20 protein-coding genes are annotated in these 25,375 nt (G+C 37.2%); 7 read left to right on the forward strand and 13 right to left on the reverse strand.

Going from position 1 to position 25,375, the window contains the following annotated elements; all coding sequences use genetic code 11:
* Nucleotides 1-14: 14 nt before the first annotated feature.
* Genes JNUCC52_RS19120 through nikC form a run of 5 tightly spaced genes read right to left on the reverse strand, consistent with a single transcriptional unit; the run spans nt 15 to nt 4,654 of the window.
* Nucleotides 15-758, reverse strand: coding sequence for a sensor histidine kinase (locus tag JNUCC52_RS19120; RefSeq protein ID WP_337980563.1), 744 nt, complete (start codon nt 756-758; stop codon nt 15-17).
* Nucleotides 759-800: 42 nt separating this feature from the next.
* Nucleotides 801-1,793 carry an ABC transporter ATP-binding protein gene (locus JNUCC52_RS19125; RefSeq protein ID WP_173477607.1) on the reverse strand — a complete coding sequence of 331 codons (993 nt, stop codon included), beginning with the start codon at nt 1,791-1,793 and terminating at the stop codon, nt 801-803.
* Nucleotides 1,790-2,803, reverse strand: coding sequence for an ABC transporter ATP-binding protein (locus tag JNUCC52_RS19130; protein WP_173477606.1), 1,014 nt, complete (start codon nt 2,801-2,803; stop codon nt 1,790-1,792). Before JNUCC52_RS19130 ends, JNUCC52_RS19125 begins: the two co-directional genes overlap by 4 nt.
* 13 nt (nt 2,804-2,816) lie before the next feature.
* Nucleotides 2,817-3,737: a nickel ABC transporter permease gene (gene nikB / locus JNUCC52_RS19135; RefSeq protein ID WP_173477605.1), complete on the reverse strand. Its 921-nt coding sequence runs from the start codon at nt 3,735-3,737 to the stop codon at nt 2,817-2,819.
* A 14-nt stretch (nt 3,738-3,751) separates the two neighbouring features.
* Complete coding sequence (gene nikC, locus JNUCC52_RS19140; protein ID WP_173477604.1) at nt 3,752-4,654, reverse strand: nickel transporter permease; 903 nt, start codon at nt 4,652-4,654, stop codon at nt 3,752-3,754.
* Nucleotides 4,655-4,835: 181 nt separating this feature from the next.
* Between nikC and JNUCC52_RS19145 the strand changes: the two genes are divergently transcribed.
* From JNUCC52_RS19145 to JNUCC52_RS19160, 4 genes are all read left to right on the forward strand, one after another.
* Nucleotides 4,836-6,395 carry a glutathione ABC transporter substrate-binding protein gene (locus JNUCC52_RS19145; RefSeq protein WP_337980564.1) on the forward strand — a complete coding sequence of 520 codons (1,560 nt, stop codon included), beginning with the start codon at nt 4,836-4,838 and terminating at the stop codon, nt 6,393-6,395.
* 59 nt (nt 6,396-6,454) lie between these two features.
* A complete protein-coding gene (locus JNUCC52_RS19150) occupies nt 6,455-7,705 on the forward strand; it encodes an amidohydrolase family protein (protein ID WP_337980565.1) in 1,251 nt (416 codons plus the stop codon).
* Nucleotides 7,702-8,913 carry an amidohydrolase gene (locus tag JNUCC52_RS19155; RefSeq protein ID WP_337980566.1) on the forward strand — a complete coding sequence of 404 codons (1,212 nt, stop codon included), beginning with the start codon at nt 7,702-7,704 and terminating at the stop codon, nt 8,911-8,913. The genes JNUCC52_RS19150 and JNUCC52_RS19155 overlap by 4 nt, the downstream gene beginning before the upstream one ends.
* Before the next feature lie 285 nt (nt 8,914-9,198).
* Nucleotides 9,199-10,089 carry a DMT family transporter gene (locus tag JNUCC52_RS19160; RefSeq protein WP_337980567.1) on the forward strand — a complete coding sequence of 297 codons (891 nt, stop codon included), beginning with the start codon at nt 9,199-9,201 and terminating at the stop codon, nt 10,087-10,089.
* A 310-nt stretch (nt 10,090-10,399) separates the two neighbouring features.
* Here the strand turns inward: JNUCC52_RS19160 and JNUCC52_RS19165 are convergent, their stop codons facing one another.
* The 7 genes from JNUCC52_RS19165 to JNUCC52_RS19195 form a co-directional block, all read right to left on the reverse strand.
* The gene (locus tag JNUCC52_RS19165; RefSeq protein WP_337980568.1) at nt 10,400-11,599 is read right to left on the reverse strand and encodes an MFS transporter; all 1,200 of its coding nucleotides are present in this window, start codon (nt 11,597-11,599) and stop codon (nt 10,400-10,402) included.
* A gap of 10 nt (nt 11,600-11,609) precedes the next feature.
* A complete protein-coding gene (locus tag JNUCC52_RS19170; protein WP_173477598.1) occupies nt 11,610-12,878 on the reverse strand; it encodes a TRAP transporter large permease in 1,269 nt (422 codons plus the stop codon).
* A complete protein-coding gene (locus JNUCC52_RS19175; RefSeq protein WP_173477597.1) occupies nt 12,859-13,356 on the reverse strand; it encodes a TRAP transporter small permease in 498 nt (165 codons plus the stop codon). Before JNUCC52_RS19175 ends, JNUCC52_RS19170 begins: the two co-directional genes overlap by 20 nt.
* A 126-nt stretch (nt 13,357-13,482) precedes the next feature.
* On the reverse strand, nt 13,483-14,529 hold the full coding sequence (locus JNUCC52_RS19180) for a DctP family TRAP transporter solute-binding subunit (RefSeq protein WP_337980569.1): 1,047 nt from the start codon (nt 14,527-14,529) through the stop codon (nt 13,483-13,485).
* Between the two features lie 56 nt (nt 14,530-14,585).
* Nucleotides 14,586-15,629, reverse strand: a complete 1,044-nt coding sequence (locus JNUCC52_RS19185) for a DctP family TRAP transporter solute-binding subunit (RefSeq protein ID WP_337980570.1) — start codon at nt 15,627-15,629, stop codon at nt 14,586-14,588.
* Between the two features lie 350 nt (nt 15,630-15,979).
* On the reverse strand, nt 15,980-16,648 hold the full coding sequence (locus JNUCC52_RS19190) for a response regulator (RefSeq protein WP_173477594.1): 669 nt from the start codon (nt 16,646-16,648) through the stop codon (nt 15,980-15,982).
* Complete coding sequence (locus JNUCC52_RS19195) at nt 16,645-18,258, reverse strand: ATP-binding protein (protein WP_337980571.1); 1,614 nt, start codon at nt 18,256-18,258, stop codon at nt 16,645-16,647. Before JNUCC52_RS19195 ends, JNUCC52_RS19190 begins: the two co-directional genes overlap by 4 nt.
* A gap of 841 nt (nt 18,259-19,099) precedes the next feature.
* On the opposite strand from JNUCC52_RS19195, the gene JNUCC52_RS19200 reads away from it, so the two are divergent.
* Nucleotides 19,100-20,371 (forward strand): L-lactate MFS transporter, encoded by a 1,272-nt coding sequence (locus tag JNUCC52_RS19200; RefSeq protein WP_173477592.1) that lies wholly within the window; start codon nt 19,100-19,102, stop codon nt 20,369-20,371.
* Between the two features lie 358 nt (nt 20,372-20,729).
* Nucleotides 20,730-21,422, forward strand: coding sequence for an AIM24 family protein (locus JNUCC52_RS19205; protein WP_173477591.1), 693 nt, complete (start codon nt 20,730-20,732; stop codon nt 21,420-21,422).
* 501 nt (nt 21,423-21,923) lie between these two features.
* Here the strand turns inward: JNUCC52_RS19205 and JNUCC52_RS19210 are convergent.
* Entirely contained in the window at nt 21,924-23,174 is a 1,251-nt protein-coding gene (locus JNUCC52_RS19210) for a BaiN/RdsA family NAD(P)/FAD-dependent oxidoreductase (RefSeq protein WP_337980572.1), read from the reverse strand.
* Between the two features lie 198 nt (nt 23,175-23,372).
* On the opposite strand from JNUCC52_RS19210, the gene asnB reads away from it, so the two are divergent.
* Nucleotides 23,373-25,220: an asparagine synthase (glutamine-hydrolyzing) gene (gene asnB, locus JNUCC52_RS19215; RefSeq protein ID WP_337980573.1), complete on the forward strand. Its 1,848-nt coding sequence runs from the start codon at nt 23,373-23,375 to the stop codon at nt 25,218-25,220.
* The last annotated feature ends 155 nt before the right edge of the window (nt 25,221-25,375 follow it).

The following is a 25,375-nucleotide window of genomic DNA, read 5'->3' on the forward strand; positions in this document are numbered from 1 at the left end:
CTTACTTCTATTGCTTACGCAGGAACATGAATAGTAACGGTATAAATTTCCTTCTCGCTAACGGTCGAAAATAAAATATTTTCAAGTCCGTATATAAGTTGGAGACGTTTTTGAACATTTTCAAGTCCATAGCCTTGCTGCAATGCATCATCAGTATGGTTAATTGCCGAATCAATTGGCTGTGTATTTTTTATTTCAAGCAATAAAATATTGTCCATTTTTTTTATATAAATAGATAGCTCTGCAGGTCCGATATGCTTCTCAAAGCCATGTTTAAAGGCATTTTCAATAATTGTTTGAAAAAGAAACGGCGGTATTTTGACTGAGAGAGCATCATTATCGATAAATTTATTGACGGTTAAACGATGACCGAAACGTAGCTGCTGAATATTTAAATAGCTCTCAACAAATTGGACCTCGTTTTTTAAAGCGATTAAGACATCGTGATCATTATATTTAAATTTAAAAAACGTTGCTAAAGCTTCAATACCTGCAACTAAGTCTTCTTTACGATTAATGCGGGCTAGGCTTAACAAAGAATTTAAAGCATTAAAAAAGAAGTGTGGTTGTATTTGCTGATTCAGTTGAAGTATATTCGCACGCTGCAAATCCTGCTCTAGCTCCAAATGTCTTTTTTCTTCCTCAAGACTATCAATCTGTTTTTCAAAAATAAATATAAATGTAAGCAGAAAAGCTCCAATGATTGGAGCGATTACACATAGGAGAATATATATGTTGAATGTTTCTAGTTGTAACATAATAAAAATGACCTCTCCCGTTTAGTATAAGTGTAAGTTACATTAAACTAAATTTTCTGCAAAATGGCAAGCTACCTGATGCGTTTGATTTATTTCCCGTAGCGCTGGAATTTCAACTTTACATTTATCTGTTGCAAACGGACAACGTGTATGAAAGCTACAACCTGAAGGAGGATTTAGAGGGGATGGAATATCTCCCTTCAAAATAATGCGTTCCTTCCGATGCTGCTTATCGATAATTGGTATAGACGAAAATAGTGCTTTTGTATAAGGGTGAAGCGGCTGAGAGAAAAGGGAATGCTTGTCGGCTATTTCGACAACTTTTCCGAGATACATTACCATAACACGATCAGATATATGTCGCACGACACTTAAATCATGCGAAATAAATAAAAACGTCAAATCTAAATCACGCTGTAGTTTTTTTAGTAAATTTAATATTTGAGCTTGAATAGACACATCTAATGCAGATACCGATTCATCACAAATAATAATTTTTGGATTGACTGCAAGTGCTCTCGCAATACCGATACGTTGTCGCTGTCCACCAGAAAATTCATGTGGATAGCGCTCGAGGTATTCTGGACGTAAACCAACGAGAGTCATTAATTCTAGCATTCGTGACTCTTGTTGCGCTGGCGGTACAATTTTTTGAATAGACATCGCCTCTGTCAGCATTTTGCGAATCGTTCTGCGCGGATTAAGGGAAGCGTAAGGGTCCTGAAAAATAATTTGCATATCCTTTCTTGCAGCCCGTAGTTCTTTTTTATTCATCTCTACTAAGTTTTTGCCGAACAATAATACTTCGCCTGATGTCGGTTCATCCAATCGTAAAATAGCACGACCTGTTGTCGATTTCCCACAGCCTGATTCCCCAACAATGCTTAGCGTTTCACCTGGCATAATATTGAAAGAAACACCATCTACAGCTTTCACAACTTGCTGTGGACCAAAGAGTTTTTCTTTTTTTAAGAAAAAATGCTGTTTTAAGTCGTTTACTTGTAATAATGGTTGCGCGTTTTTATTCATCGTCATACTACCATCTCCTCCTTCACTGATTCACCTTGCCATTCTTCACTATACATCCAGCATCTTACCTTTTTATCGGACTCTACAGTAATGAGCTCTGGTTGCTGCACACGACATAGCTCCGTTGCAAACGGACAGCGTTCAGCATAACGGCAGCCATTCGGATAGTGATATGGACTTGGTACAGTACCGTGGATTGTCGATAGCTCTTCTTGATCTTCATAAAGCTTTGGTAATGATTGAATTAAACCCTTTGTATAAGGATGGAGAGGCTTCTCAAAAAGGCTATCTGTAGAGCCTTCTTCTACTACTTGGCCCGCATACATTACCGCAATTTTATCGCAAATTTCTGCTACTACTCCGAGGTCATGTGTGATAAAAATAATGCTCATTCCTAATTGCTGTTGTAAGTTTCGAATAATATCAATAATCTGTGCTTGAATCGTTACATCTAGCGCGGTTGTTGGCTCGTCAGCAATTAATACATCTGGTGTGCAAGCTAAAGCCATTGCAATCATAATACGCTGTCGCATTCCGCCACTTAATTGATAAGGCTCCTGCTTTGCTCTTTTTTCTGGAGCTGGTATGCCGACTAGACGAATCATTTCAACTGCCTGTTGCCAAGCTTCCTTACGGGACAACCCTTGATGTAAACGTATTGTTTCAGCAATTTGCTCACCAACTGTTAAGACGGGATTTAGGCTCGTCATCGGCTCCTGGAATATCATTGATATTTTATTGCCCCTTATTTTCCGTAGCTCTTCTTCTGACAGTTTCATTAAATCTGTATTGTTTAGTAGTATTTCACCATTAATAATTTTACCTGGTGGTGAAGGTACTAATCTGAGGAGAGAAAGAGAAGTCATGGATTTTCCACAACCCGATTCACCAACAATGCCTAACGTTTCTCCTTTATGAAGTGTAAACGATACGCCATCTACAGCCTTTGCGACCCCTTCACTAGAATAAAAATATGTTTGTAAGTTTTTTACTTCCAATACAGTATCTCGTTTCATGATCATTTCCCCCCTAATTTAAATCAATTCGTTTATTAAATATTCTGTATAAAATATCGACAAAGAGATTGATAACAACAAATATTAATGAAGCTACAAGTACGCCGCCTTGTACAACGGGTATATCTCGAGTACGAATAGCATCCACAATCATACGACCAAGTCCGTTTACGGCAAAAACAGATTCAACTAATACTGTTCCTCCAAGTAAAGTACCAAACTGTAATCCTACTACTGTAATGACAGGTATTAATGCATTGCGTAATGCGTGTTTTAGAATGATAACGTAACCTTTTAATCCCTTTGCTTTTGCTGTACGGATGTAGTCTTGATTGACAACTTCAAGCATACTGGAGCGTGTCATTCGTGCGACAATAGCAGCACCTCCAGCACCGAGTGTAATGGCTGGTAAAATAATATGCTTTGCACTTTCCCATCCAGCTACTGGCAGCCAATGTAGCTGTACTGAAAATACATACATTAATAAAATGCCAAGCCAAAAGCTTGGTAGAGAAATGCCGAGTAGCGCAACAATCATTAACCCAACATCTAAAATTGAATAGGGACGTATTGCTGAAATAATTCCTGCAATAAGACCTAACACAATGGTAATTAAAATACTATATATCGCCAGCTCAATTGTAATCGGTAAGCGTGCCGTAATTTCCTCAAAAACGGGTTGCTTATTTTTTAAGGAATTCCCCATATCGCCATGTAAAAGATTGTTTATATATTCTCCGTATTGAACATATAAAGGTTTGTTTAACCCTAAGTTTTCACGTAATTCTTCAACCGTTTCATTTGAAGCACCTTCACCAGCTAAAATCAACGCAGGATCACCAGGGATCATCTGCATAATTAAAAACACAACGAGTGTTACACCTAATGTAACAGGGATAATTTGCGCAATTCGTTTTAAGATAAATAGTGTCATATCGCTACACTCCTTTAATTTTTCATTCTCGGATCAAGTGCATCTCGTAAACCATCTCCAAATAAGTTAAAGCCGAGTACAAGTATCGAAATCATCAGCCCAGGAAACATCGCCATATATGGAGCAGTAAAAATAAAATCTCTACCGTTAGAGAGCATGGCTCCCCATTCTGGTGATGGAGGCTGAGCACCTAAACCTAAAAATGATAAACCAGCAGCTGATAAAATGGCTGTAGCTAAACGCATAGATGCTTGCACAATAATTGGTGATAAAATATTAGGGAAAACATGCTTCGCTAAAATTGTCACATCGTTCGCACCGAGTGTTCGGACAGCATCAATGTATTCCAATTTTTTAACTTCCATCGTAGAACCGCGCACGATACGAGCGAACATCGGTATTGAGAAAAAGCCAACAGCAATTGTGACGTTAATTAGGCTTGGTCCTAATGCACTGACAATCGCCAATGCTAGTAAAATACCAGGGAAGGCGAGCATGATATCTAAAATTCGGCTAATAATGGAATCAATCCATCGGCCATAATAGCCTGCAATAAGCCCTAATAACGTGCCAATCGTTCCACCAAAAAGTACGGCTGAAAAACCGACACCAATTGACAGGCGTGAACCATATAGTATTCGACTAAAAATATCACGACCTTTATCATCCGTCCCCATTAAATGATCCAAGCTAGGTGCCTGCAATTTTTGATCCAACTGCACATCATATGGATCATAAGGAGCAAAGATTGGCCCGATAAGAAACATAATTAAATAAAGAAGAATAATGATACCACCTGCAACAGCTGCTTTATTTTTTTTAATTTTGTTGAGAAAACCAATCATATTTTTTTTCCGAGATGCTTTGCGCGCATCCGATAATATAGAATGATCTATCGTTGTAGTTACTTTCTCCATAATGATTTCTCCTTTTTTTTTAGATGTGATATCAATTTATTGAAAAGAGAACAGAAAGTAAATATTCCAGAACGTATTAGTCAGAAAATTTAAAAAACAAGTAAAGATTTTAAAAAACAAGTAAATTTTATTTCTTTATAATTCGAAATGTAAGCAACAATTTAACAAGGAGGAGTAATTTATGAAGAAAATGAAATTGTTTTTATTTTTAGCGCTTATGACTGTCGTTATTTTGCAAGCTTGTTCGACTGCAAGTAACAATAGTACAGAGGGATCAAAGGAAGGATCGAAAAGTGTAGGAGGGGAACTTATCGTTTTAAGAGCTTCAGATGCTACAAGTCTTGACCCACACTTTATTACAGATATTCCTTCAGCAAATATTATTCATGGGAAAGTCTATGAAACATTAGTAGCTTTTGATAGAGACCGAAAAATTGTTCCGTTACTAGCAAAATCATGGGAGCAAAAGGATGAGTTAACGTGGACCTTTACTTTAAATGAGGGCATTAAGTTCCATGATGGTGAAGATTTGAATGCTGAGGCAGTAAAAGCGACATTCAATCGTATTTTAGATCCAGCGGCAGGCTCACCACAACGCGATAAGCTATCTATGATTAGCGAAGTTGTAGTAGATGATACGTATGTTGTGACATTAAAACTAAAAAATCCATATGCCCCACTTCTTTCGATTTTAGCGAGCCAAGAAGGTAGCATAATTAGCCCGAAAGCCATTACGGAATCAGCAGATCAGTTGGCAACAAATCCAGTAGGCACGGGTCCATTTATTTTCGAATCTTGGAAAACAGGTCAAGCAATTACATTAAATACAAATAAGGATTATTGGGGTACTGTACCGAAAATTGATAAAGTGACATTTAAAATCGTCCCTGAAGATTCAACTCGTTTAGCGATGATTGAAAGTGGGGAAGCGCATATTGCCGATCAAGTGCCAGTGACCGATATCGCTAGAATTGAAAATTCTTCAACAATGAATTTATTCCGCACAGAAGGACTTGCTGTTGAATTTATCGGTTTTAATGTGAATGACTCGTTATTATCGAATGTCAAAGTACGTCAGGCAATTAGCTATGCTGTTGACCGCGAGGCAATTATAAGTGGGATTTATAATAATGTAGGTACACTTGCAAATTCAGCAATGAGTCCAAAAGTTATAGGTTATTCAAATGAAACAAAGGCCTATGATTATGATGTTGTAAAGGCAAAACAACTTTTAAAAGAGGCAGGGATTAAAGAAGGCACTAAACTGAAATTACTGACAAGTGATCGCAAAGAGCGCATTAATATGGCTGAGGTTGTGCAATCTCAATTAAAAGGTATTGGCTTAGATGTAGATATTCAAGTAATGGAATACGGTGCATTTATTTCAGAAATTACGAAAGAACAGCATCAATTATTTATTAGTGGCTGGGGTAATGCAACTGGTGACGCTGATTATAACCAATACAATCTGTTCCACACAGCTTCAATGGGCGCACCAGGAAATCACTTCTATTATAGTAATCCAGAAATTGATAAGTTAATCGAAGAAGGTCGTACGGAATCAGACCAAGCTACTCGTAATGACATCTACAAAAAAGCGATGCAATTAGAGTTAGATGAAGCGGTATATATTCCAGTTCGAAATTATGAGCATTTAGCAGTTTATAGTAATGCTGTAAAGGGCTTTTGGTTAGATGCGTCCAATTACACAATGCTTAGCGGAGTGGAAATTGTCCAATAAGGCTAGAGGGGCACTTGTTTTATGAACAATCATCAAAATACGAATTAGGAGAGTAAACTATGAGCACACTATTGCTAAAAAATGTGAGATTAGAAGAAGCTTTTGAACATGATAACGAGCACATTGTTGCGACTCGTACAGCTATTTATGATGTCCTAATTGAAGATGGGCAAGTAAAAAAGGTAGATAAAAATATAGTAGTTTCCGAAGATGTTGAAGTGTTGGATGCCCAACATCAATTGTTAGTCCCTTCCTTCCGAGAAATGCATATTCATATTGATAAAACGTATTTTGGTGGGGAATGGCAAGCACCAAGACCCATTACAAAAGGAATATTAACACGCATTGAGGAAGAACAGACGCTATTACCGAAGCAATTACCAACGGCTGCTTATCGTGCTGAGGAAATGGTGAAATGGCTTATTGCTCAAGGGCATACACATATTCGTTCCCATTGTAATGTCGATCCACAAATTGGCACAAAGCATATTGAAATTACAAAGCAAGTGTTAGAGAAATATAAGGAACAAATTACGTATGATATTGTGGCCTTCCCGCAGCATGGTCTTCTTCGTTCAAATGTAGAAGGATTAATCCGAGAGGCAATGACAATGGGGGCAACATTAGTTGGCGGTGTTGATCCATCGATAGTGGATCGCAATATCGAAAAATCACTCCAAACAACAATGCAAATAGCTCAAGATTATAACACAGGGATAGATATTCATATTCATACTGCCAATACATTGGGCGAATTTGAGTTTTATAAATTGATTGATTTAACAAAGCAAGCCAAAAAAGAGGGACAAGTGACAATTAGTCATGCTATGGCACTCGCAGATTTAGCGCAGCCGCAATTAGAAAATCTAGTACATGCAATGGCTTCTGTGCAAATGGATGTGACAACTACAGTACCGATTGGGATTAATCGTTCTACAATACCGATCCCTTATTTATATGAAAAAGGGGTGAAGGTATCAGTTGGGCATGATAGTTTAACAGATCATTGGTCCCCATATGGTACAGGCAATACTATTACAAAATTAAATGTGATGGCTGAAAGATTCCGTTTTATGGATGAATATTCTTTAAGCCGTGCATGGAAATATGCTTCTGGCGGTATCACTCCTTTGAATGATGAGGGGGAGCGTGTATGGCCAAAGGCTGGTGATGTTGCGAATATGTTGCTAGTAGATGGCGTTAGTACGGCACATGTTGTAGCTAGAAGATGTCCAATCTCTACTGTCATTTCGCAAGGTAAAATAATTCACCAGCAGGAAGTTGGAGAGTTGAAAGGAGAATACAGATGAAGCAGTGGCTTACAAACGTTCTACTTGAAACAGGCGAGTATATAAAAGATAATGATACAGTTGGTACAAAGGTCGAGCTTTTTAACATTGAAATTACTGAAGGTGTAATTTCGCAAATTATTCCAGCAACACAAGCAATTGATGCTTCACAAAACGTTACAGATATGAAGGGCAAGCTTCTTTTACCTGCTTTTAAGGAAATGCATAATCATTTAGATAAAACATATTTATCATTACCTTGGAAAGCTGTCACACCCTCAAAAAATTTAAAAGATCGATTAGCACAAGAAGCAAGAGAGCTACCGATTTTAGCACATACAGGAAAACAGCGTGCTGTGGCAATGATTGAAAAAATTATTAGCAACGGAACGAATCATATTCGTACCCATGTAAATATAGATCCGTATATAGGGTTGAAAAATTTAGAGGGTGTATTAGCGGCATTAGATGATTATAAAAATATTGTAACAGCAGAGATCATCGCATTTCCGCAGCATGGCTTACTAAGAGATAATGTACCTCAGTTACTCCGTGAAGCATTACGCAACGGGGCAACAATGATTGGTGGGCTAGATCCTGCTGGAATTGATAATACGATCGAGCGCTCTCTCTACGAAACAATGGATATTGCCCATGAATTTAATGTCGATGTGGATATTCACTTACATGATGGCGGTCATGTCGGCTACTATACAATAGATAAATGGCTTGATATGGTGGAGGAGACAAACTACCAAGGTAGAACAGCAATAAGCCATGCCTTTGCTTTAGGTGATGTATCAATAATGGAACAACATAGTATTGCCAATCGCCTTGCCGAGCAACAAGTGAAAATCATGTCTACAGTGCCCTATAATATTAATCGTGTGATGCCACCAATTGATTTATTGTCAGAGCATGGAGTCGATGTGCATTTTGGTTGTGATGGATTTTTTGATTCATGGAGTCCATACGGTTCAGGCGATATTTTAGAAAAAGTAACGACGTTTGCAGACATTTCTCGAAAACTAGATGAGCGTTCTATTCGTCAAACATTAAAATACATTACAAATGGTATGACGCCGTTAGATACAAATGGTCAAAAGGTTTGGCCAAATGTAAATGATGAGGCAAGCTTTGTATTTTTTGACGCAGTATCAAGCGCTGAAGTTATTGCAAGAAGACCTCTAGAACGTACGGTCATGTCTAAAGGAATATTTATTCGTTAAAAACATTGGAGAGGCATATCGAATTGTGCCGCTCTTATAATAAAATTATCCCCCTTAAATAATTTTATATAGATGAAAATCCACTTACATTCCTGTGCTGAAGTATCGCTTTCATGGTGAGCGATACTTAGCAAAGGAAGGCAAAGCGGTTTTTTTAATTTGTAGCAATGTTTTCACTTGTTTCGGCATTTAGTGGCATTCAAACCAAGGCTGAATCAAGCGAAAATCTCGACGATATTACGCCAAGACGTAAATGATTATTTTTCATGTGAGAAGGAGCAATAAATGAAACAACTAACAACATACATGATTTTATTTAGCTGTGTATTTTTTTGGGCTAGTAACTTTATTATTGGCGCTATTTTAATTCATCATTGGGAACCGATGGCGATTGCCATTTATAGGCTGATTGTAATTGTGCTATTTTTAGGGTGTATAAGTTGGCGATCTATCATCCATTTGTCCATTACACGTCGCGATATTTTATTACTCATTGTAGCTGGCATTTTAGGCGTTGCGATTAATCACTATAGTTTTTATGCAAGTCTTCAGCATACAACGCCAATAACAGCAGCACTCATCTTAGCTTGTGCACCGATTGTTACGTCTTTACTTAATAAAATAATCTATAAAGAATATCGAAACAGTATTTTTTGGATCGGTGCTATTATTTCATTAGTTGGCGTTTCGTTGATTATTACAAAAGGAGCATTTATCGGCATATCAATTGGTAAAGGTGAAATTTTAAGCTTGATTACGATGTTGAGTTTTGCACTGTTCCTAATTATTGTGAATGACCTTAGCGCCAGAATTTCAGCGGCGGCCATTACATTTTATACAAATTTAATTGGTCTAATGGTTCTAATGCCTTTCGGAACGTCAATAGTAGCCCAGAAAAATATGCAAGTGGCATTTCCATATTGGTTACTGCTAATCGTTTCAGCCATCATTATTCATGGAATAAGTAATTTAATGTGGAATAGAAAAATGAAAGAAATAGGGTCGACAAATGCATCGCTTTTGTTAAATTTTGAACCAGCAATAGCGATGATTTTAAGTGCTATTATATTAAGTCAGTTGCCAACTAGCATCCAAATTTACGGTTCTTTGTTGATTCTTTTAGGGATTATCCTTTGTATTTACTATAAAGAAATAAAGGGGTTAGTTTATAAATAGGATCTACTGCAGTCATTGATTTCCGCAAACGATACGGGCTAGCGCTTTCCGCGGGCACAACGTAAGCCACAACCGTCGCTATCGCGCCGTCTGTTGTGTCTTACGTGCTGTGCTGTTCCCGCAGGAGTCGCCCGCCCTGCGCTTCAACCTATTGAAAATTGTGTGAGTGTCTGGCACTTTAAAAATACTTTAAAAGCGTAAAAATCCACTTCGATCTTCGCGGGCACAAAGTATGCCGCAGTAGTCGACGTGGATTTTACTTGGATGGAGAATTGTATGAGTGCCAGGCACTAAAAATGGGCACTAAAAATTACTGTGTATCTTTTTTGTGCAATGTGTAATTTAGAAACAGTATATATATTATAGGAAGGAAAGCGGTTGTGATGACAATACCCAACCAATTAAAATGCAGCCATAATGGACTGAGTAACGTACTTCCACAAGCAACACCAATATAATAAGAAACGAGATATAGGCTTGACGCACTACCTTTTTGATGGATTGCTGTGCGACTTACTGTTGCTGATGTTAAGGCATGGGCTGTGAAAAATCCTAAGCATGCTATGCAAAGCCCTACAATTACGATAATGAGTGAATCGCTTAACGTTAGAATTATGCCACTAACTAATAAAAAGACCCCATATGTTCGGACGCGATGAATACCTATTTTTTCTGCAAGTGTGCTAGCGATGGGTGAACCGACGATACCTAAGCAATACGCTAAAAAAACAAACGATATCATTTTCAATGAAAGTGAAAAGGGCGGTTCAATTAAATAATACGGGATAAAAGACCACATACCACTAAAGGATGTTTGGAGTATAATTCCTAGTCCGAACAAGATAAGCAGTTTGGGATTTTTTATATGGAGCGCAAAGCCTTGTAAATCTTTTGAAATCGTCCGATTGTTGACCGTAAAATTTTTAGATTTTGGTAGTGTAAGTAACACCATTAAAAAAATTGCAAAACCTAACAAAGCTAGTGAACTAAACGCAGTCTCCCAAGAATAGTGTTCAGTTACATAGCCCATTAGGAGACGTCCAATTGTCCCCCCAAGCGCATTACATGAAATATAGAGAGAAGTAGCAAATCCCATTGATTGGCTATCAATCTCTTCGCTAATATAGGCAAGTGCTGCAGCAGGAACGCCAGCAATTGCAAAGCCTTGAATAAAACGTAATAAAATAATAGTTAGAAAAGAATCAGTTAATGGCATAAAGAGAAAAGGAATGACAGTTAGAATGAGGGAAAGTCTAATGAAAAGTATTCTTCCATGTCGATCCGATAAAAAACCTAAAACAATTAAGCCGATAATAACAGATAACGTCGTAATCGAAACTGCAAGGCTAGCAAATGAAACTGAAACATGAAACTGTTCTGTAAAAAAGGGGAGCAATGGTTGTACTGAATACATCGCAGCAAAAACAAAAACCGATGCTCCTCCTAAACTAATAATAATTTGCCAAAATTGACGATCTTGAATCGAATACCCTTTTGTCCCTCTGTCCATAAGGAAGCCCTTATTTCATTTGCTCTGGTAACCAAAGCGACAATTGTGGTAGTACAACTACGATAGCTAAGAACACAATCATTAAAATAATAAATGGAATAACCCCTTTGACAACTTCGCCGAGTTTTTCCTTCGCAATACCACTTACTACGAAAAGGTTCAGACCTACTGGAGGTGTAATCATACCTAGCTCCATATTGATTGTCATAATAATTGCAAAGTGAATTAGGTTGATATCGAAATGCACAAGAATTGGTAGCAAAATTGGTAATGTAATTAAAATAATTGAAACCGCCTCTAAGAACATTCCCATAATAAAGAATAGTATATTTACAATAATCATGAAAATCCATTTGTTTAAATCACTTTCCGCAATCCAAGCCCCAACTTGCTGAGGAACTTGCGCGTTCGTTAAATATAACCCGAAGAGTGAAGCAGCACCGATAATTAAGAAAATCATCGCTGTAATATTAATAGATTCAACTAATACTTCACGGAAATCTTTTAACTTCATTTCACGGTAAATGAATAGAGATACGATTAAACCATAAAATACAGCAATAACTGCCGACTCAGTAGGTGTGACAACTCCAGAATAAATTGTTCCTAAAATTAAGAACGGTAAGAAGCCACCCCAAATGGCTTTTAATGATTTACGGCCACGCTCCTCCCAAGTGGCAGGTTCATCGCCTTTGAAACCATTGCGCTTTGCATAGACGATGGCAGCAACGATTAAAATACCAGTTAACGCAAGACCAGGAATTACACCAGCCATGAACAATTCCCCTATGGATTGTTCAGATGTAATACCGTAAATGATTAAAGGAACACTTGGAGGAATTAAAATTCCTAGTGTACCACCCGCTGCAACAAGTCCCATCGAGTAACGCTTTTTATAACCTGCAGAAATCATGGCAGGAATCATAATTGATCCAATTGCAGCGGCAGTTGCAGGTGAAGAACCTGAAATGGCTGCGAAAATAGCACAGGCAACAATCGTTACAACTGCAAGCCCTCCAGGCAGATGTCCAATCCAGGCACGTAATGCTTCAATTAAATATTTTGAAATCCCGCCACGTGCCATTAGTACACCAGCAAGAACGAATCCTGGAATGGCCATCATCGGGAATGAATCTAGCGCAGTGAAAATACGCTGAGGAATCATATTCATATTAAAATCGATTTGAAAGAACACTAAGATTGTTGAAAGTGCTAGGCTCACTGCGACTGGTACACGTAAAAATAATAAAACAAAGAAACTAAGTAAGAGGATTAGCATATTCTTCGTCCTTTCCTCGTATAATATTAACTAGTCTTTCTACGAATCTTAGTAAAAATAAAACGCCAGAAATCGGCAGTACTAAGTAGACAACCCACATTGGAATACCGATATCAAGTGAAACCATACCTGATGTATAGCGGTTCTCAACTAATACGAAACCGTAGTACGTATAAATTAAACAAAATACGATACTTAAACTAGTGGCGATAAAATCTAAAATGCGTTTATTTGATGGTTTTAATTTATCGTATAAAATGTCTACTTGGATGTGCTGATTGTGACGTAGTGCTAAACCAAAGCCGAGGAACGTTCCCCAAATAATTGCGTAACGTGCTAATTCTTCTACCCAAGCTTGAGGTTCGTTAAAAACATAACGCATCATTACACCGTAGAAGATTAGTGCAATACCAGCTACGAAAAAGAATCCCGCAAGGATTTCCTCTAAATAACCCCATACTTTATGTAAAACATTCATCCTGATGCCTCCTTAAAATATAAGATGGTAAAATTTTTCTCCAATAAAGTAAAACAAGTTTGTAAGCGATTTACTTTAAGAAAAAGAGTGAGTGTCGATTACTTATCGACACTCAATTGAAAGAGCTTATTTTAAATCACGAATACCGTTAATTAATTCTTCCGTAATAGCCTTATCAAACTCTTCGTAAACGGGCTCAAGCTCAGCTTTAATAGCATCTTTTTGAGCAGCTGTTAATTCAATTACTTCAATACCAGAGTTCTTAATGTTTTCGTATGATTTCGCATTTTCTTCAGCAGCTAGTTCCCATGCTAAAGTTGTAGCTTCAGCTAACGAGTCCTCAACTGCCTTTAATAAATCTGCAGGGATCTTTTCCCAGAATGGTTTGTTTACAAAAATTGCATAGTCAAGACGACCATGTTCAGATACGGAGAAGTACTTTTGAACTTCTTGATACTTTTGTGTATCAAAGTTGTTGAATGTATTTTCTTGTCCATCAACAGTTCCTTGTTGAAGAGCCGCATATGTTTCACCGAATGAAATTGTAGCTGAGCCAGCATGTAACGCTTTAAATTGTGCTTCAAGTACTTTACCTGCCTGTGCACGGAATTTTAAACCTTTAAAATCTTCAACATTAACAAGTGGATGTTTATTATTAGAGAAATGCTTAAAGCCGTTTTCCCAGAATACTAAACCTTTAATATCATTTGCTGCTAATTGATCTGATTCAAGAATTGTTTTTGCAACGTCTGATTCAAAGAACTTGCGAGCATGCTCTTCATCTTCAAAAAGGTAAGGCATGTCTACGTACTGCCAACGAGGGTCAATTTTCACCATTTTTGTAACAGATGGTGCAATCATATGTACGTTTCCAGATACTAAAGCATCAAGCTCGTCATTATCACCATATAATTGAGAAGATGGATATACTTCAACTTTTACTTTACCTTCTGTTTTCTCATCAACTAATTTTGCAAAAGCTTCAGATGCTTTCCCCTTCACACTATCGATTGATGTAACGTGAGAAAATTTAATAACAAGTGGTTTTTCTTTTGTATAGCCACCATCTCCTTCAGCTGCTGGAGCAGAAGCTGGTTCTTTTTTATCGCCACCACAAGCAGCTAAAGCTAAAACTAGCACAGCCATTAGTGACATTAAAAGCCATTTTTTCATTTCAAATCCCCCTTAAAGTTGTGATTATAGTTAAAAGGATCCCCTTTAAACCCAAATTAGTGATGTGGTTGGTTTTTTGGTAGCGCAAGTATATATTTCTTGCTGTAACTTTTAGCGTAATAATCATAGACTGGTTCAAATGCTGATTCCCATTTCTCAACATCCTCATCTGTGAAATAATGAATATTAATGCAGTTACAAGCCTCCATTTCTTGCAGACGCTCTGCTGTAAGATTTTCTGCAAGTTGCCATTCCCATTCCTGTACTTCAGCAAGTGTATCAATAAGCAATGTTTGAACATCTTTCGGTAAGGACTGCCAAAACTCATTGTTCATAAGTAATAAATAGCCCAAATAACCATGATTACTAATTGTTAAGTAGTCTTGTAGAGAATGTAGATTTTTACTAGTAATATTAGTGAGTGTATTTTCCTGTCCGTCTACATTTCCTTTTTGTAGCTGATGGAAAACGGTATTGAAATCTATTCTCTTTGGATAGGCACCAACACTTGTAAACTGCTCTGCTAAAATATCACTCGGCATGATGCGCATGCGTAAGTTTTTTAAGTCAGTGACATCTTGAATAGGGCGGATACTATTGCTAAATTGCTTAAATCCACTATCCCAAACCCCGATTGAATAAAGATTATGGTCATTTAATTTCTTCATTAAAGATTGACCGACATCGCTATCAACGTATGTATGCACTTCATCAGCATTTTTAAATGCATAGGGCAAGTCCATAACCGACCACTCAGGTACAAGCGTTGTAATTTTTGAAATAGCTGGTGCTATCATCTGAATATCTCCACGTAAAAGTGCATTCATTTCTTCTCCATCTTTATAAAGAACACCATTTGGAAAGACTTGAATTTCTACATGACCATTACTGCGCTGTTTAATGAGTTCGGCAAATTTGATTGCTGCCATTCCTTTTGGCGTGTTTTCACCTACTACGTGTGAAAATCGAATGACAATTTGTTCTTCATGACTTAACTGTTCATTATCTGTAGGATAATCTTGTTGCTGACAGGAAACTAACAGAACTGTCAGTAAAATGAGAACGCTAACAAAATACTTGTGAATGTGATTGCGCCACATACAAATTCACCTCTAATCTATTGAAGATGTGAACGCTTCTTATTCTATTGAAAATACGAAAATATACAATATTATGGTATTAATGAACATTTTGGTTTTTATGGTATATAACAATTTATTATTTTGAAAAACTGTTACAAAACAGCTACAATGCTTTTTGTAAGAACTTGAATGTAGCTACTAAATAAAAAAAGAATCTGCAATTTTCAGTGGGACATAAAAGAAGCAAGGTGTAGTAGGCGAAGTGACTATGGATGCCTGTTGCTTTCCCGTGAAAAGTGAGCAGATTCTTGGTTTTAGGCTATGATTAGAATAGGTAGCAAATCGAGCACTAATATACTAATTTATTATTATTTAATAGAATAGTATTTAGTTGGTCGTCCTACGGTTCCGTATTTTAATTCAATATGCACAGTACCTTTTGTAGCTAAGAAGTCTAAATATTTTCGTACAGTTACTCTTGCCATGCCGACATTTTGTGCAAGCTGTTCAGAAGTAATCGGTGCATGATGTGTCGTTAAGTAACTTAAAATTTGCTCCATTGTAATCTTATTCAAGCCTTTTGGCAGTTCTAAAATTTCATGCTGAATACCTAACCACTGATCGATATCCTCTTGGTTAATATTAGTCGTACTGAGTAAGTTTTTTGTAGAGTTTTTATATTGTAGCAAAGCCCTTTCAAAGCGATCAAAACGAAATGGCTTTATTAGGTAATCAATTGCACCTAGTCGAAGGGATTCTTGTACTGTAGGTGCATCTCGAGCTGCTGTTATCATAATAATATCGGATGGAATACGTTGTGCTCGAATTTTTAAAAACAATTCCATGCCTGTCATATCTGGTAAGAACATATCCAGTAAAATAAGGTTTGGTTTTTGAATCATGATTTTGTCATAGGCATCTCGTCCATTGACTGCCTCTCCTATGAGTTGAAAGCCACTCATTTTATTCAAAAATCCTTTATTTACCTCAAGCACCATTGGGTCATCTTCTACGATAAAAACTGTGATTTTGCTCATGGTTCCTCTGTCACCCCTATATTAATTGTAATTGTTGTGCCGATGTGAACAGTAGATTCTACATGAATTGTGCCATTATTGGATTCGACGATTTGTTTGACAAGTGCAAGTCCAATGCCATGTCCTTCTTTTTGTTTCGTACTAAATCCATAATCAAAAATTCGTTGGGGTATACCTGCAATACCTTTACCACTGTCCTGTACTTCTATAATTAAATAATGCTTATCACCGTTAATTGTTAAATGAACATCCTTATGTTCACATTCAAAGCAAGCTTCCATTGCATTGTCCAATAAGTTGCCAATGATAGTAATAATATCGCCACTCGATAAGCCACTCATAAAATCAGCGAGATTAGATTCTTCATCGATTGTCAGTTCTACACCTAGTTCCTTAGCGCGTGAGTATTTGCCAAGTAATAAGCCTTGAATAGAATAATCCTGAAATTTATCATGCAAGCTTTGAATTAGTTCTTCTTCATCTGTGATTTCATCAATAATGAGGCTTAAAGCATCGTCATTTCGCTCCAACTGGATAAGTCCAGCAATACTATGGAGACGGTTCATGTATTCATGTTGCTGTGCCCGCAAGGAATCCACGAGCATTTTAATTCCTGTTAATTCTTCAGCAAGCATATTTGCCTCTTTTCGATCAGTTAACATGATAAGATAGCCGGCATTTTGTTCCATAATACGGATAGGGAATGTCCGAACTAAATACATTTGCTCGTACATTAAAAGTGGTCGATAAACCTCATGTTGTTGTATGGTGTCTTCAGCAAGCCACGTATCTTTAAATAAAGTTTTTCTGGATACTTTGTGTCCAAAGTAATGTGTATACTGCCGTGCTAATCGGTTAATGAAGGTTACATTTCCACTTTCATCTGTAGCTAAAATTCCTATATCCATCGCTTGAATAATACCTGAACGTTCTTCTACTAAACGAGCGATTTCGTAAGGTTCTAAGTTAAAGGTTTGACGTTTTAAATGGTTAGCAACCCAAACAGATCCGCCTAACCCTATGGCAAGCCCACCTAAAAGTGATACTAATATATCAAATTGATATTCATCTAAAAGGTCATACCATTTTGGTGCAAGTAGCCCAACGGTAATAACTCCAACTTGCTTCGTGCCTTCCTCGTTCATAATTGGTACGAATGCGCGTATAGAATAACCCAATACACCACGTGCCTTTGATATGTATTCATGCTGTGAAAATGCTTCTATTTCATCGCCACCTTCAAAAACAGTACCTAGCTTACTTTCAGAGGGATGGGAGTAACGAATGCGTTTCATATCGATAATGACGATATAATCCACATCTGTCGTTAATCGAATGCGTTCAGCAATCGGCTGAATAATTTCAAAGCCCTCTTTAGTACCTACGTTTTTTTGCACTTCTGTAAGCTGTGAAACCGTCCGTGCTATAGCTATTGCACGGGCTCCAAACTCCTTCTCTAAAGCACCAGCTAAATTATGAATCATAATTGCACCACTCGTAGTAATAGAGAAAATAACGATAATAAAAGAAAAAATAAACATTTTGAGTCGTAATGATATGTTTTTCATAATAATGAAAAGGAATGCCAAATTAGCAGCCCTTTTATTCATTCATCACCTCTTTTTTGTATTATTTCAATATGTAGGAAACTACTATATTTATTGGAGATATGCAAAACCCATTTTTCTAGCAAAGGACTAGGACTATCATTCTATAATAAAGTACCATAAATGAATAGCTTGTTGTAATACAATTACTGCTACAAAGTATCTGTTTTAATTGTGTACTATAACAATATATGTATTAAAATCACATTAGCGTAAGAAAAGAAATAGGAAGTGCTATCGGAGTTTGGTTTTTTATAAAATAAAAATTTATATTTGAATAATAAAAAATAATTGGCGATTTATCTTTAAAATGCCGTTATACAACAAGTTTTTATGTAATTATTTACATTTAAATAATATAATGGGTTAGTTTACTTATCCTATAGAAAGTTAAAATATTTTGCGCAAAGAAAATTTGCTTTGTTATCGTTTTAAAATTCTCTTTCATTCTTAATATTTCTGTATGTCGATTATTTCTATTTTTACATATCAAGCGAATTTCTATTTTTTATCTAGCAGTCAAAAGGAGAGAAGCTTTCTATCATATGTGAAAATATGCACATTTTTAATTATCTTAAAATAATTTATTTAAATAGAATAAGTACAGTAGAAAAGTAATAATAGCTAAAATATGTTGGGGATATTGTTTGAAAAACGCCTTTTTTCTTAGAGACTGTAAGGTTTTTGTTCTTTTAATTATATAGTGAACAATAAAAAACTTTTTGGAGAAATAATATTTTTTAGAAAAACATCTTGCATTTGAATAATTATAAGTGGTAAATTGTTTTACATGGACGTTCATAGAATTTTCACAGGTAGCAAAAGAGGGGAGAAATGAGAATTTATGAATAAAAATAGATGGTTAATTGCATTATCTGCGATCGCTATTCACCTTTCAATTGGTGGAGCTTATGCATACAGTGTATACAAGCTGCCGATTGTCACAGAAATGGGATGGAGTGAAACGAAGGTTACGATTGCCTTTACAATTATGATGGGGCTTGCAGGTTTTTCGGCAGCACTATTTGGTAGTTTAGTAGAAAAAATGGGTCCGCGTAAATCTGCTATGGTAGCTGCTGTGCTGTTTGGAGCAGGACAAGCAGGAGCAGGTGTTGCGATTTCAATGGATTCAGTAACATTGTACTGGCTAACTTACGGCTTACTAAGTGGACTTGGTATGGGGATTGGATATATCGCACCTGTATCAACATTAGTTAAATGGTTCCCAGATCGTCGTGGTTTAGCAACTGGTATGGCTGTACTAGGGTTTGGTTCGGGTGCACTTATTACTGCACCAGTAGCAGCGAACTTAATGGAAGCAGTCGGAATTTCTACAACTTACTTTATTTTAGGGGCATGTTACTTCACGTTAATGATTTTAGGGGCTTCATATATAGCACCGCCAAAACCAGGTTATATGCCTGCGAATATGAAAGCGGCTGCAGAAAAAGGCAAAGAAGTAGTGAAAACAGACTTGGCTGTTATGTCAGCTCGTGAAGCTGTGAAAACAAAGCATTTCTGGATGTTATGGTCTATGCACTTAGTAAATGTTACAGCGGGTATTATGATGATTTCTGTAGCATCTCCGATGGCACAGGAAATTGTAGGGTTATCAGTTGCGGGTGCCGCAGCAATGGTAGGAGTAATGGGGTTATTCAATGGTGGTGGCCGATTAATTTGGGCTGCTGTGTCTGATTATATTGGTCGTCCAAACGTTTTTGTTATTTTCTTTACAGCACAACTTATTACATTTATCGTATTACCACATACGACAAACGTTATTATTTTCCAAGCACTTATTTTCTTAGTAGTTAGTTGTTATGGTGGTGGTTTCTCAAACCTACCTGCATTCGCAAGTGATTTATTTGGTACGAAACAACTTGGGGTCATCCATGGTTATTTACTGACAACTTGGTCATTAGGTGGTGTATTTGGTCCACTTCTAGTGAGTGGTATTAGAAATGCTTATGACAGTTACATTCCTGTCTTTTATATTTTTGCAGGGTTAATTGCCATTTCATTCATTATTGCAATAACATTACGTGCTGATGTACGTAAACAAACAGCGTTAAAAGCAGCATCACAAAAAGTTGGAGACGTCTCCGCTACACGATAATTTTCACTTTCAATTCGCACTTGAAGGTATTGCCGTATTAGTGTCATTTCGCATATGACACTGATGCGGTTTTTATTTGTAGTCATTGTTATACAACACTCGATTAATCTTCGTCTAACATATAACAGCTGTTTGTTGATGTCAATAACATTATGGTAAATAAAGTGATTTTGGTACTAAAAGAGAATTTTTGCAACGATATTCTTTTCTTGATGACAGCACATACCTGTGAAAATAATCAAAAATATAGTAAATGAATGTGTTCGCTACGATTCATATGGAAAGTGATAATGACTAGGTGAATCTTTTCGTGGCATGTAACGTATATAAGGTAAAGAAAGCAGAGGAGGAGATGTACATGGGGAAGTATTCATTAAACGACTTTATAAGCACGACACAACAAAATGATCATGTAAACGAATATTTTGAGTTAGAAACGGAACGTGTACTAGAGGTAAACTTAGATGGTGAAGTCTGGTCGAAAATGGGGGCTATGATTTCATACATAGGCGACATTAAGTTTGAACGGGAACGTGTATTGGAGCATGGTCTATCCAAGATGTTTAAAAAAGCACTGACAGGTGAAGGCACGCAACTGATGAAAGCAAAAGGGAAGGGGCGTCTCTATTTAGCGGATCAAGGAAAAAAGGTGACCATTTTTGATTTGAAGGGTGAAAGTATTTGCGTAAACGGTAATGACTTATTGGCATTTGAACCTACGATAAATTGGGATATTCAATTAATGCGTAAAATGGCTGGTATTATGTCTGGTGGTTTATTTAATGTCACTTTACAAGGAACAGGTAAGGTAGCTATCACAACTCATTTCGAGCCATTGACATTATTAGTAAAGCCAGGAGAGACGGTTTATACAGATCCACATGCTACAGTAGCGTGGTCAGGTAATTTAACACCTGAGTTTAAAACAGATATTAGCTTCCGTACGTTTATTGGACGTGGAAGTGGTGAATCAATTCAAATGGCTTTCTCAGGAGAAGGATTTGTCATCATACAACCATATGAAGAGGTCTATTTGTCTAGCGAAAGTTAAAGAGGCGCTACAGAAAAACAGTTTTTTTGTGGAAAAGAAGATAGGATAAAAAAGTGTTAGAATGACTGCAATCAATCTAACACTTTTTTGCTTTACCGTTGATGTCCGCTACGGCGGTGCTTTCCGCGGGCACCCACGTAAGCCACAACCCTCGCTAACGCGCGGATTGTTGTGTCTTATGTTGCGTGCGTTCCCGCAGGAGTCACCGCCTTCGCTACCATCAACTAGTACACGTTGCTAATTTATTACTCTTGCAAAAGAAAAAATTGTTGATCTCAGACAATCTACCATTTTTTTGCTTTACCGTTGATGTCCGCTACGGCGGTGCTTTCCGCGGGCACACCGTAAGCCGCAACCCTCTCTAACGCGCGGATTGTTGTGTCTTACGTTGCGTGTGTTCCCGCAGGAGTGACCGCTCTCTACAATCAACGAATGCTTTCTTCTAAAGTAGTTTAAAGTTTTGTTCCGACTACTTTGTCGTGCCAATTTGAATCGAGTCATTTAAAATGCGGCGTTCATACCTGCAATTCTTCCAGTAACAAGCGCAGACGTAATGTTGTAGCCGCCTGTATAGCCATGAATATCTAAAATTTCTCCACAGAAAAACAACCCTGATTTTTTCTTGGATGCCATCGTTTTTGGTTCGATTTCTTTTACAGAGACGCCACCACCTGTAACGAATGCTTTGTCGAGAGATTGCGTACCACTAACAGTCATTGTGAAATTGACGAGTAGATGTGCTAGTGCACGGATTTTTTCTTGAGATAATTCAGTGCCAGTCACTTGAACATCGATGCTTGCACGGTCACATAAGAATAGTAGCCAGCGTTCTGGTGCGACACCTTTCCACACATTTTTCACGGCCTTTTTCGGTTCTTCTTTAATAAGTTTATTTAAATATTGCAGACAAGTTTCTTCATTGTAGTCTACGAGTGTTTGAATACGCATTGTGACAGGCTCGTAACCTGTTTTCATCAATTCCTTAACAACGAATTGACTACAGCGTAAAACGGCAGGACCGCTTAATCCAAAATGCGTAAAGAGCATATCCATTTGATGTGTGACAAGCGACTTGCCTTTTTTATTGAGAACGGAAACTGCAACATCTCGTAATGCTAGTCCTTGGAGCTCTCTCGTTTGAATAAAGTCCTCCTTCGATAAAATCGGTACTTCTGTTGGGAATAGCGTTGTTACATTATGACCAGCTCGCTCAGCCCAAGGATAGCCATCACCTGTTGAACCTGTTTGCGGCACTGCCTTCCCTCCAACTGCAACAACAACAGCTTCACAGCGAACTTCTGTACCGTCTGCTAAACGCACACCAAGAATCTTTTCCTCATCCATTAGTAGCTTGTTAACAGGTGTATTTAAGCGGACTTCAACATGTAGTCGCTGCAATTGACGGATAAGGGCATCGACGACATCTTGTGCGCGGTTTGACACAGGGAACATACGACCATGATCTTCTTCTTTTAATGCAACACCTAGACCTTCGAAAAAGGTAATAATATCTTCGTTGTTATAAACAGTAAAAGGACTATATAAGAAACGACCATTGCCAGGAATATGTTTAACAATTTCTTCAACAGAGAGTCTGTTCGTCACGTTACAACGCCCTCCACCAGAGATTGCTAGCTTTTTACCAAGCTTTGTCCCTTTTTCAAGTAGTAAAACTTTCTTTTTTCGTTCTCCAGCCGCAATAGCAGCCATTAATCCAGAGGGGCCACCACCGATAACGATTACATCATACATATATGTGAACTCACTTTCTTTTCATTTTTAGGAACTTTTCCTATTATACATGAAGTCTATATAGAGGGCGGCTACTTTACATTGAAAATTATCATAAAGTGCATTATAATTTTTTATCTATAATGACAGCATGAAATGAATGGCTATTCGTGCTATGATGGTAGTGGTTATGCACTAAATTATGAGGTGAAAAAATAGATGTGCGGATTTATTGGCTATATTAATGGAACAAATGTGATTGATCATCACCAAACAATTGAAAATATGATGAATACGATTATTCACCGTGGACCAGACAGTGGTGGTATTCATAGTGACGATAAAGTAACGTTAGGTTTCCGTCGTTTAAGTATTATTGACTTATCTGACGTGGCAAATCAACCTCTTTATAGCCCAGATGGGGACATCGTGCTTGTTTTCAATGGGGAGATATATAATTTCCAAGAGTTACGTGAAGACCTACAAGCAAAAGGTCATACGTTTAAAACGAAATCAGATAGTGAAGTATTAATTTTCGGCTATATTCAGTACGGTGTAGAATTCGTCAAACAGCTTCGCGGAATGTTCGCATTTTGTATTTGGGATAAAAAGAATGATTTACAATTTATCGCACGTGATGGCTTTGGCATTAAACCGTTGTACTATACTGAAAATACAACGGATGGAACATTTATTTTTGGTTCAGAAATAAAATCTTTCATGCCACATCCAGCTTTTATTAAAGAATTAAACAAAAATGCATTACGTCCTTATTTAACATTCCAGTATTCTTCAATGGACGAAACATTCTTTAAAGGTGTGTACAAATTACCACCAGCGCACTATATGGTCATTCAAAATGGAAAAAAACAAATTGTGCAATATTGGGATAAAAAATTCCATGCGAAAGAAGCGCCAATTGAAAAATATGTGGAAGATATTCGTTCAACAGTGAAAGAATCTGTAGACGCCCACCAAATTAGTGATGTAAAGGTTGGTTCTTTCTTATCTGGCGGTATTGACTCAAGTTACATTACATCATTACTACGCCCTGATAAATCATTCTCTGTCGGTTTTTCTGACTATGAAGATATGTTCAATGAAACAAACTTAGCAAAAGATTTATCAGATACATTAAATATTCAAAACGAGCGTAAATATATTTCAGCGGATGAATGTTTTGAAGCATTACCGAAAATTCAGTGGCATATGGATGAGCCGCAATCAAACCCATCTTCTGTACCGCTTTACTTCCTATCTGAGCTAGCAGCGAAGGATGTAACAGTAGTCCTTTCAGGTGAAGGCGCGGATGAAATATTCGGTGGCTATTCTTGGTACCAAAACTCTGGTAGAATGCAAAAATACGAGAAGGTGCCATTTGGTATTCGTAAAGCATTGCGCGGTGTTGCAGAAGCATTACCTAAAAACCAATACACACATTTCCTAGTTAAGGGCGGTCAAACGGTAGAAGAACGTTTTATTGGGGAAGCGGTTGTTTGGGATGAAGAAGATGCTTTAAATGTGCTAAAGCCTGACTACAAAAACGGTCCTTCTGTCAAAACGATTACAAAGCGTATTTATGATGAAGTACCTGGTGATGATGATATTACTAAAATGCAGTATTTAGATTTGAATTTGTGGATGCCTGGTGATATTTTATTAAAGGCTGATAAAATGAGTATGGCGCATTCAATTGAATTGCGTGTACCGTTTTTAGACAAAGAAGTAATGGAATTAGCAAAAGATATTCCATCAAAATATCGTGTAAATGATATTGATACGAAATATGTGCTTCGTCAAGCAGCACATCAGGAGTTACCAGAAGAATGGGCAAAGCGTCCAAAGCTTGGTTTCCCTGTACCAATTCGCCACTGGTTGCGTGAAGAAAAGTATTACAATATGGTGAAGGACATGTTTACAACTGACTTCGCTAATGAATTTTTCGATACGAAACAATTAGTTGGTTATTTAGATGAACATTATGAAGGCAAAGCAAATCGTGGTCGCTATATTTGGACAGCTTATGTGTTCTTAGTATGGTATAAACAATTCTTTGTTGATATGTAACATAGAAGTAGCAGTTCAAAGAATCTATTTGATTTTTTGAACCGCTATTTTTTTGGCAATGTACTAGTAATTTGACATCAATCTAACCTAGGGAAGCTAGAGATGTTTGATTCAAAAATTTTTCAGTGTAATTATGCATCTGTTTTCTTTTAAAT

The organism is Lysinibacillus sp. JNUCC-52, assembly GCF_015999545.1.
Lineage (GTDB): Bacteria > Bacillota > Bacilli > Bacillales_A > Planococcaceae > Lysinibacillus.

Coding starts and splice junctions, on each gene's coding strand:
- JNUCC52_RS19145 (WP_337980564.1), top strand. CDS start 4,836: ATGAAGAAAATGAAATTGTTTTTATTTTTAGCGCTTATGACTGTCGTT.
- JNUCC52_RS19195 (WP_337980571.1), bottom strand. CDS start 18,258: ATGAATAAAAGGGCTGCTAATTTGGCATTCCTTTTCATTATTATGAAA.
- JNUCC52_RS19175 (WP_173477597.1), bottom strand. CDS start 13,356: ATGAATGTTTTACATAAAGTATGGGGTTATTTAGAGGAAATCCTTGCG.
- JNUCC52_RS19185 (WP_337980570.1), bottom strand. CDS start 15,629: ATGTGGCGCAATCACATTCACAAGTATTTTGTTAGCGTTCTCATTTTA.
- JNUCC52_RS19170 (WP_173477598.1), bottom strand. CDS start 12,878: ATGCTAATCCTCTTACTTAGTTTCTTTGTTTTATTATTTTTACGTGTA.
- nikB (WP_173477605.1), bottom strand. CDS start 3,737: ATGACACTATTTATCTTAAAACGAATTGCGCAAATTATCCCTGTTACA.
- JNUCC52_RS19120 (WP_337980563.1), bottom strand. CDS start 758: ATGTTACAACTAGAAACATTCAACATATATATTCTCCTATGTGTAATC.
- JNUCC52_RS19190 (WP_173477594.1), bottom strand. CDS start 16,648: ATGAGCAAAATCACAGTTTTTATCGTAGAAGATGACCCAATGGTGCTT.
- JNUCC52_RS19155 (WP_337980566.1), top strand. CDS start 7,702: ATGAAGCAGTGGCTTACAAACGTTCTACTTGAAACAGGCGAGTATATA.
- JNUCC52_RS19210 (WP_337980572.1), bottom strand. CDS start 23,174: ATGTATGATGTAATCGTTATCGGTGGTGGCCCCTCTGGATTAATGGCT.
- JNUCC52_RS19200 (WP_173477592.1), top strand. CDS start 19,100: ATGAATAAAAATAGATGGTTAATTGCATTATCTGCGATCGCTATTCAC.
- JNUCC52_RS19160 (WP_337980567.1), top strand. CDS start 9,199: ATGAAACAACTAACAACATACATGATTTTATTTAGCTGTGTATTTTTT.
- JNUCC52_RS19180 (WP_337980569.1), bottom strand. CDS start 14,529: ATGAAAAAATGGCTTTTAATGTCACTAATGGCTGTGCTAGTTTTAGCT.
- nikC (WP_173477604.1), bottom strand. CDS start 4,654: ATGGAGAAAGTAACTACAACGATAGATCATTCTATATTATCGGATGCG.
- asnB (WP_337980573.1), top strand. CDS start 23,373: ATGTGCGGATTTATTGGCTATATTAATGGAACAAATGTGATTGATCAT.
- JNUCC52_RS19150 (WP_337980565.1), top strand. CDS start 6,455: ATGAGCACACTATTGCTAAAAAATGTGAGATTAGAAGAAGCTTTTGAA.
- JNUCC52_RS19125 (WP_173477607.1), bottom strand. CDS start 1,793: ATGACGATGAATAAAAACGCGCAACCATTATTACAAGTAAACGACTTA.
- JNUCC52_RS19205 (WP_173477591.1), top strand. CDS start 20,730: ATGGGGAAGTATTCATTAAACGACTTTATAAGCACGACACAACAAAAT.
- JNUCC52_RS19130 (WP_173477606.1), bottom strand. CDS start 2,803: ATGAAACGAGATACTGTATTGGAAGTAAAAAACTTACAAACATATTTT.
- JNUCC52_RS19165 (WP_337980568.1), bottom strand. CDS start 11,599: ATGGACAGAGGGACAAAAGGGTATTCGATTCAAGATCGTCAATTTTGG.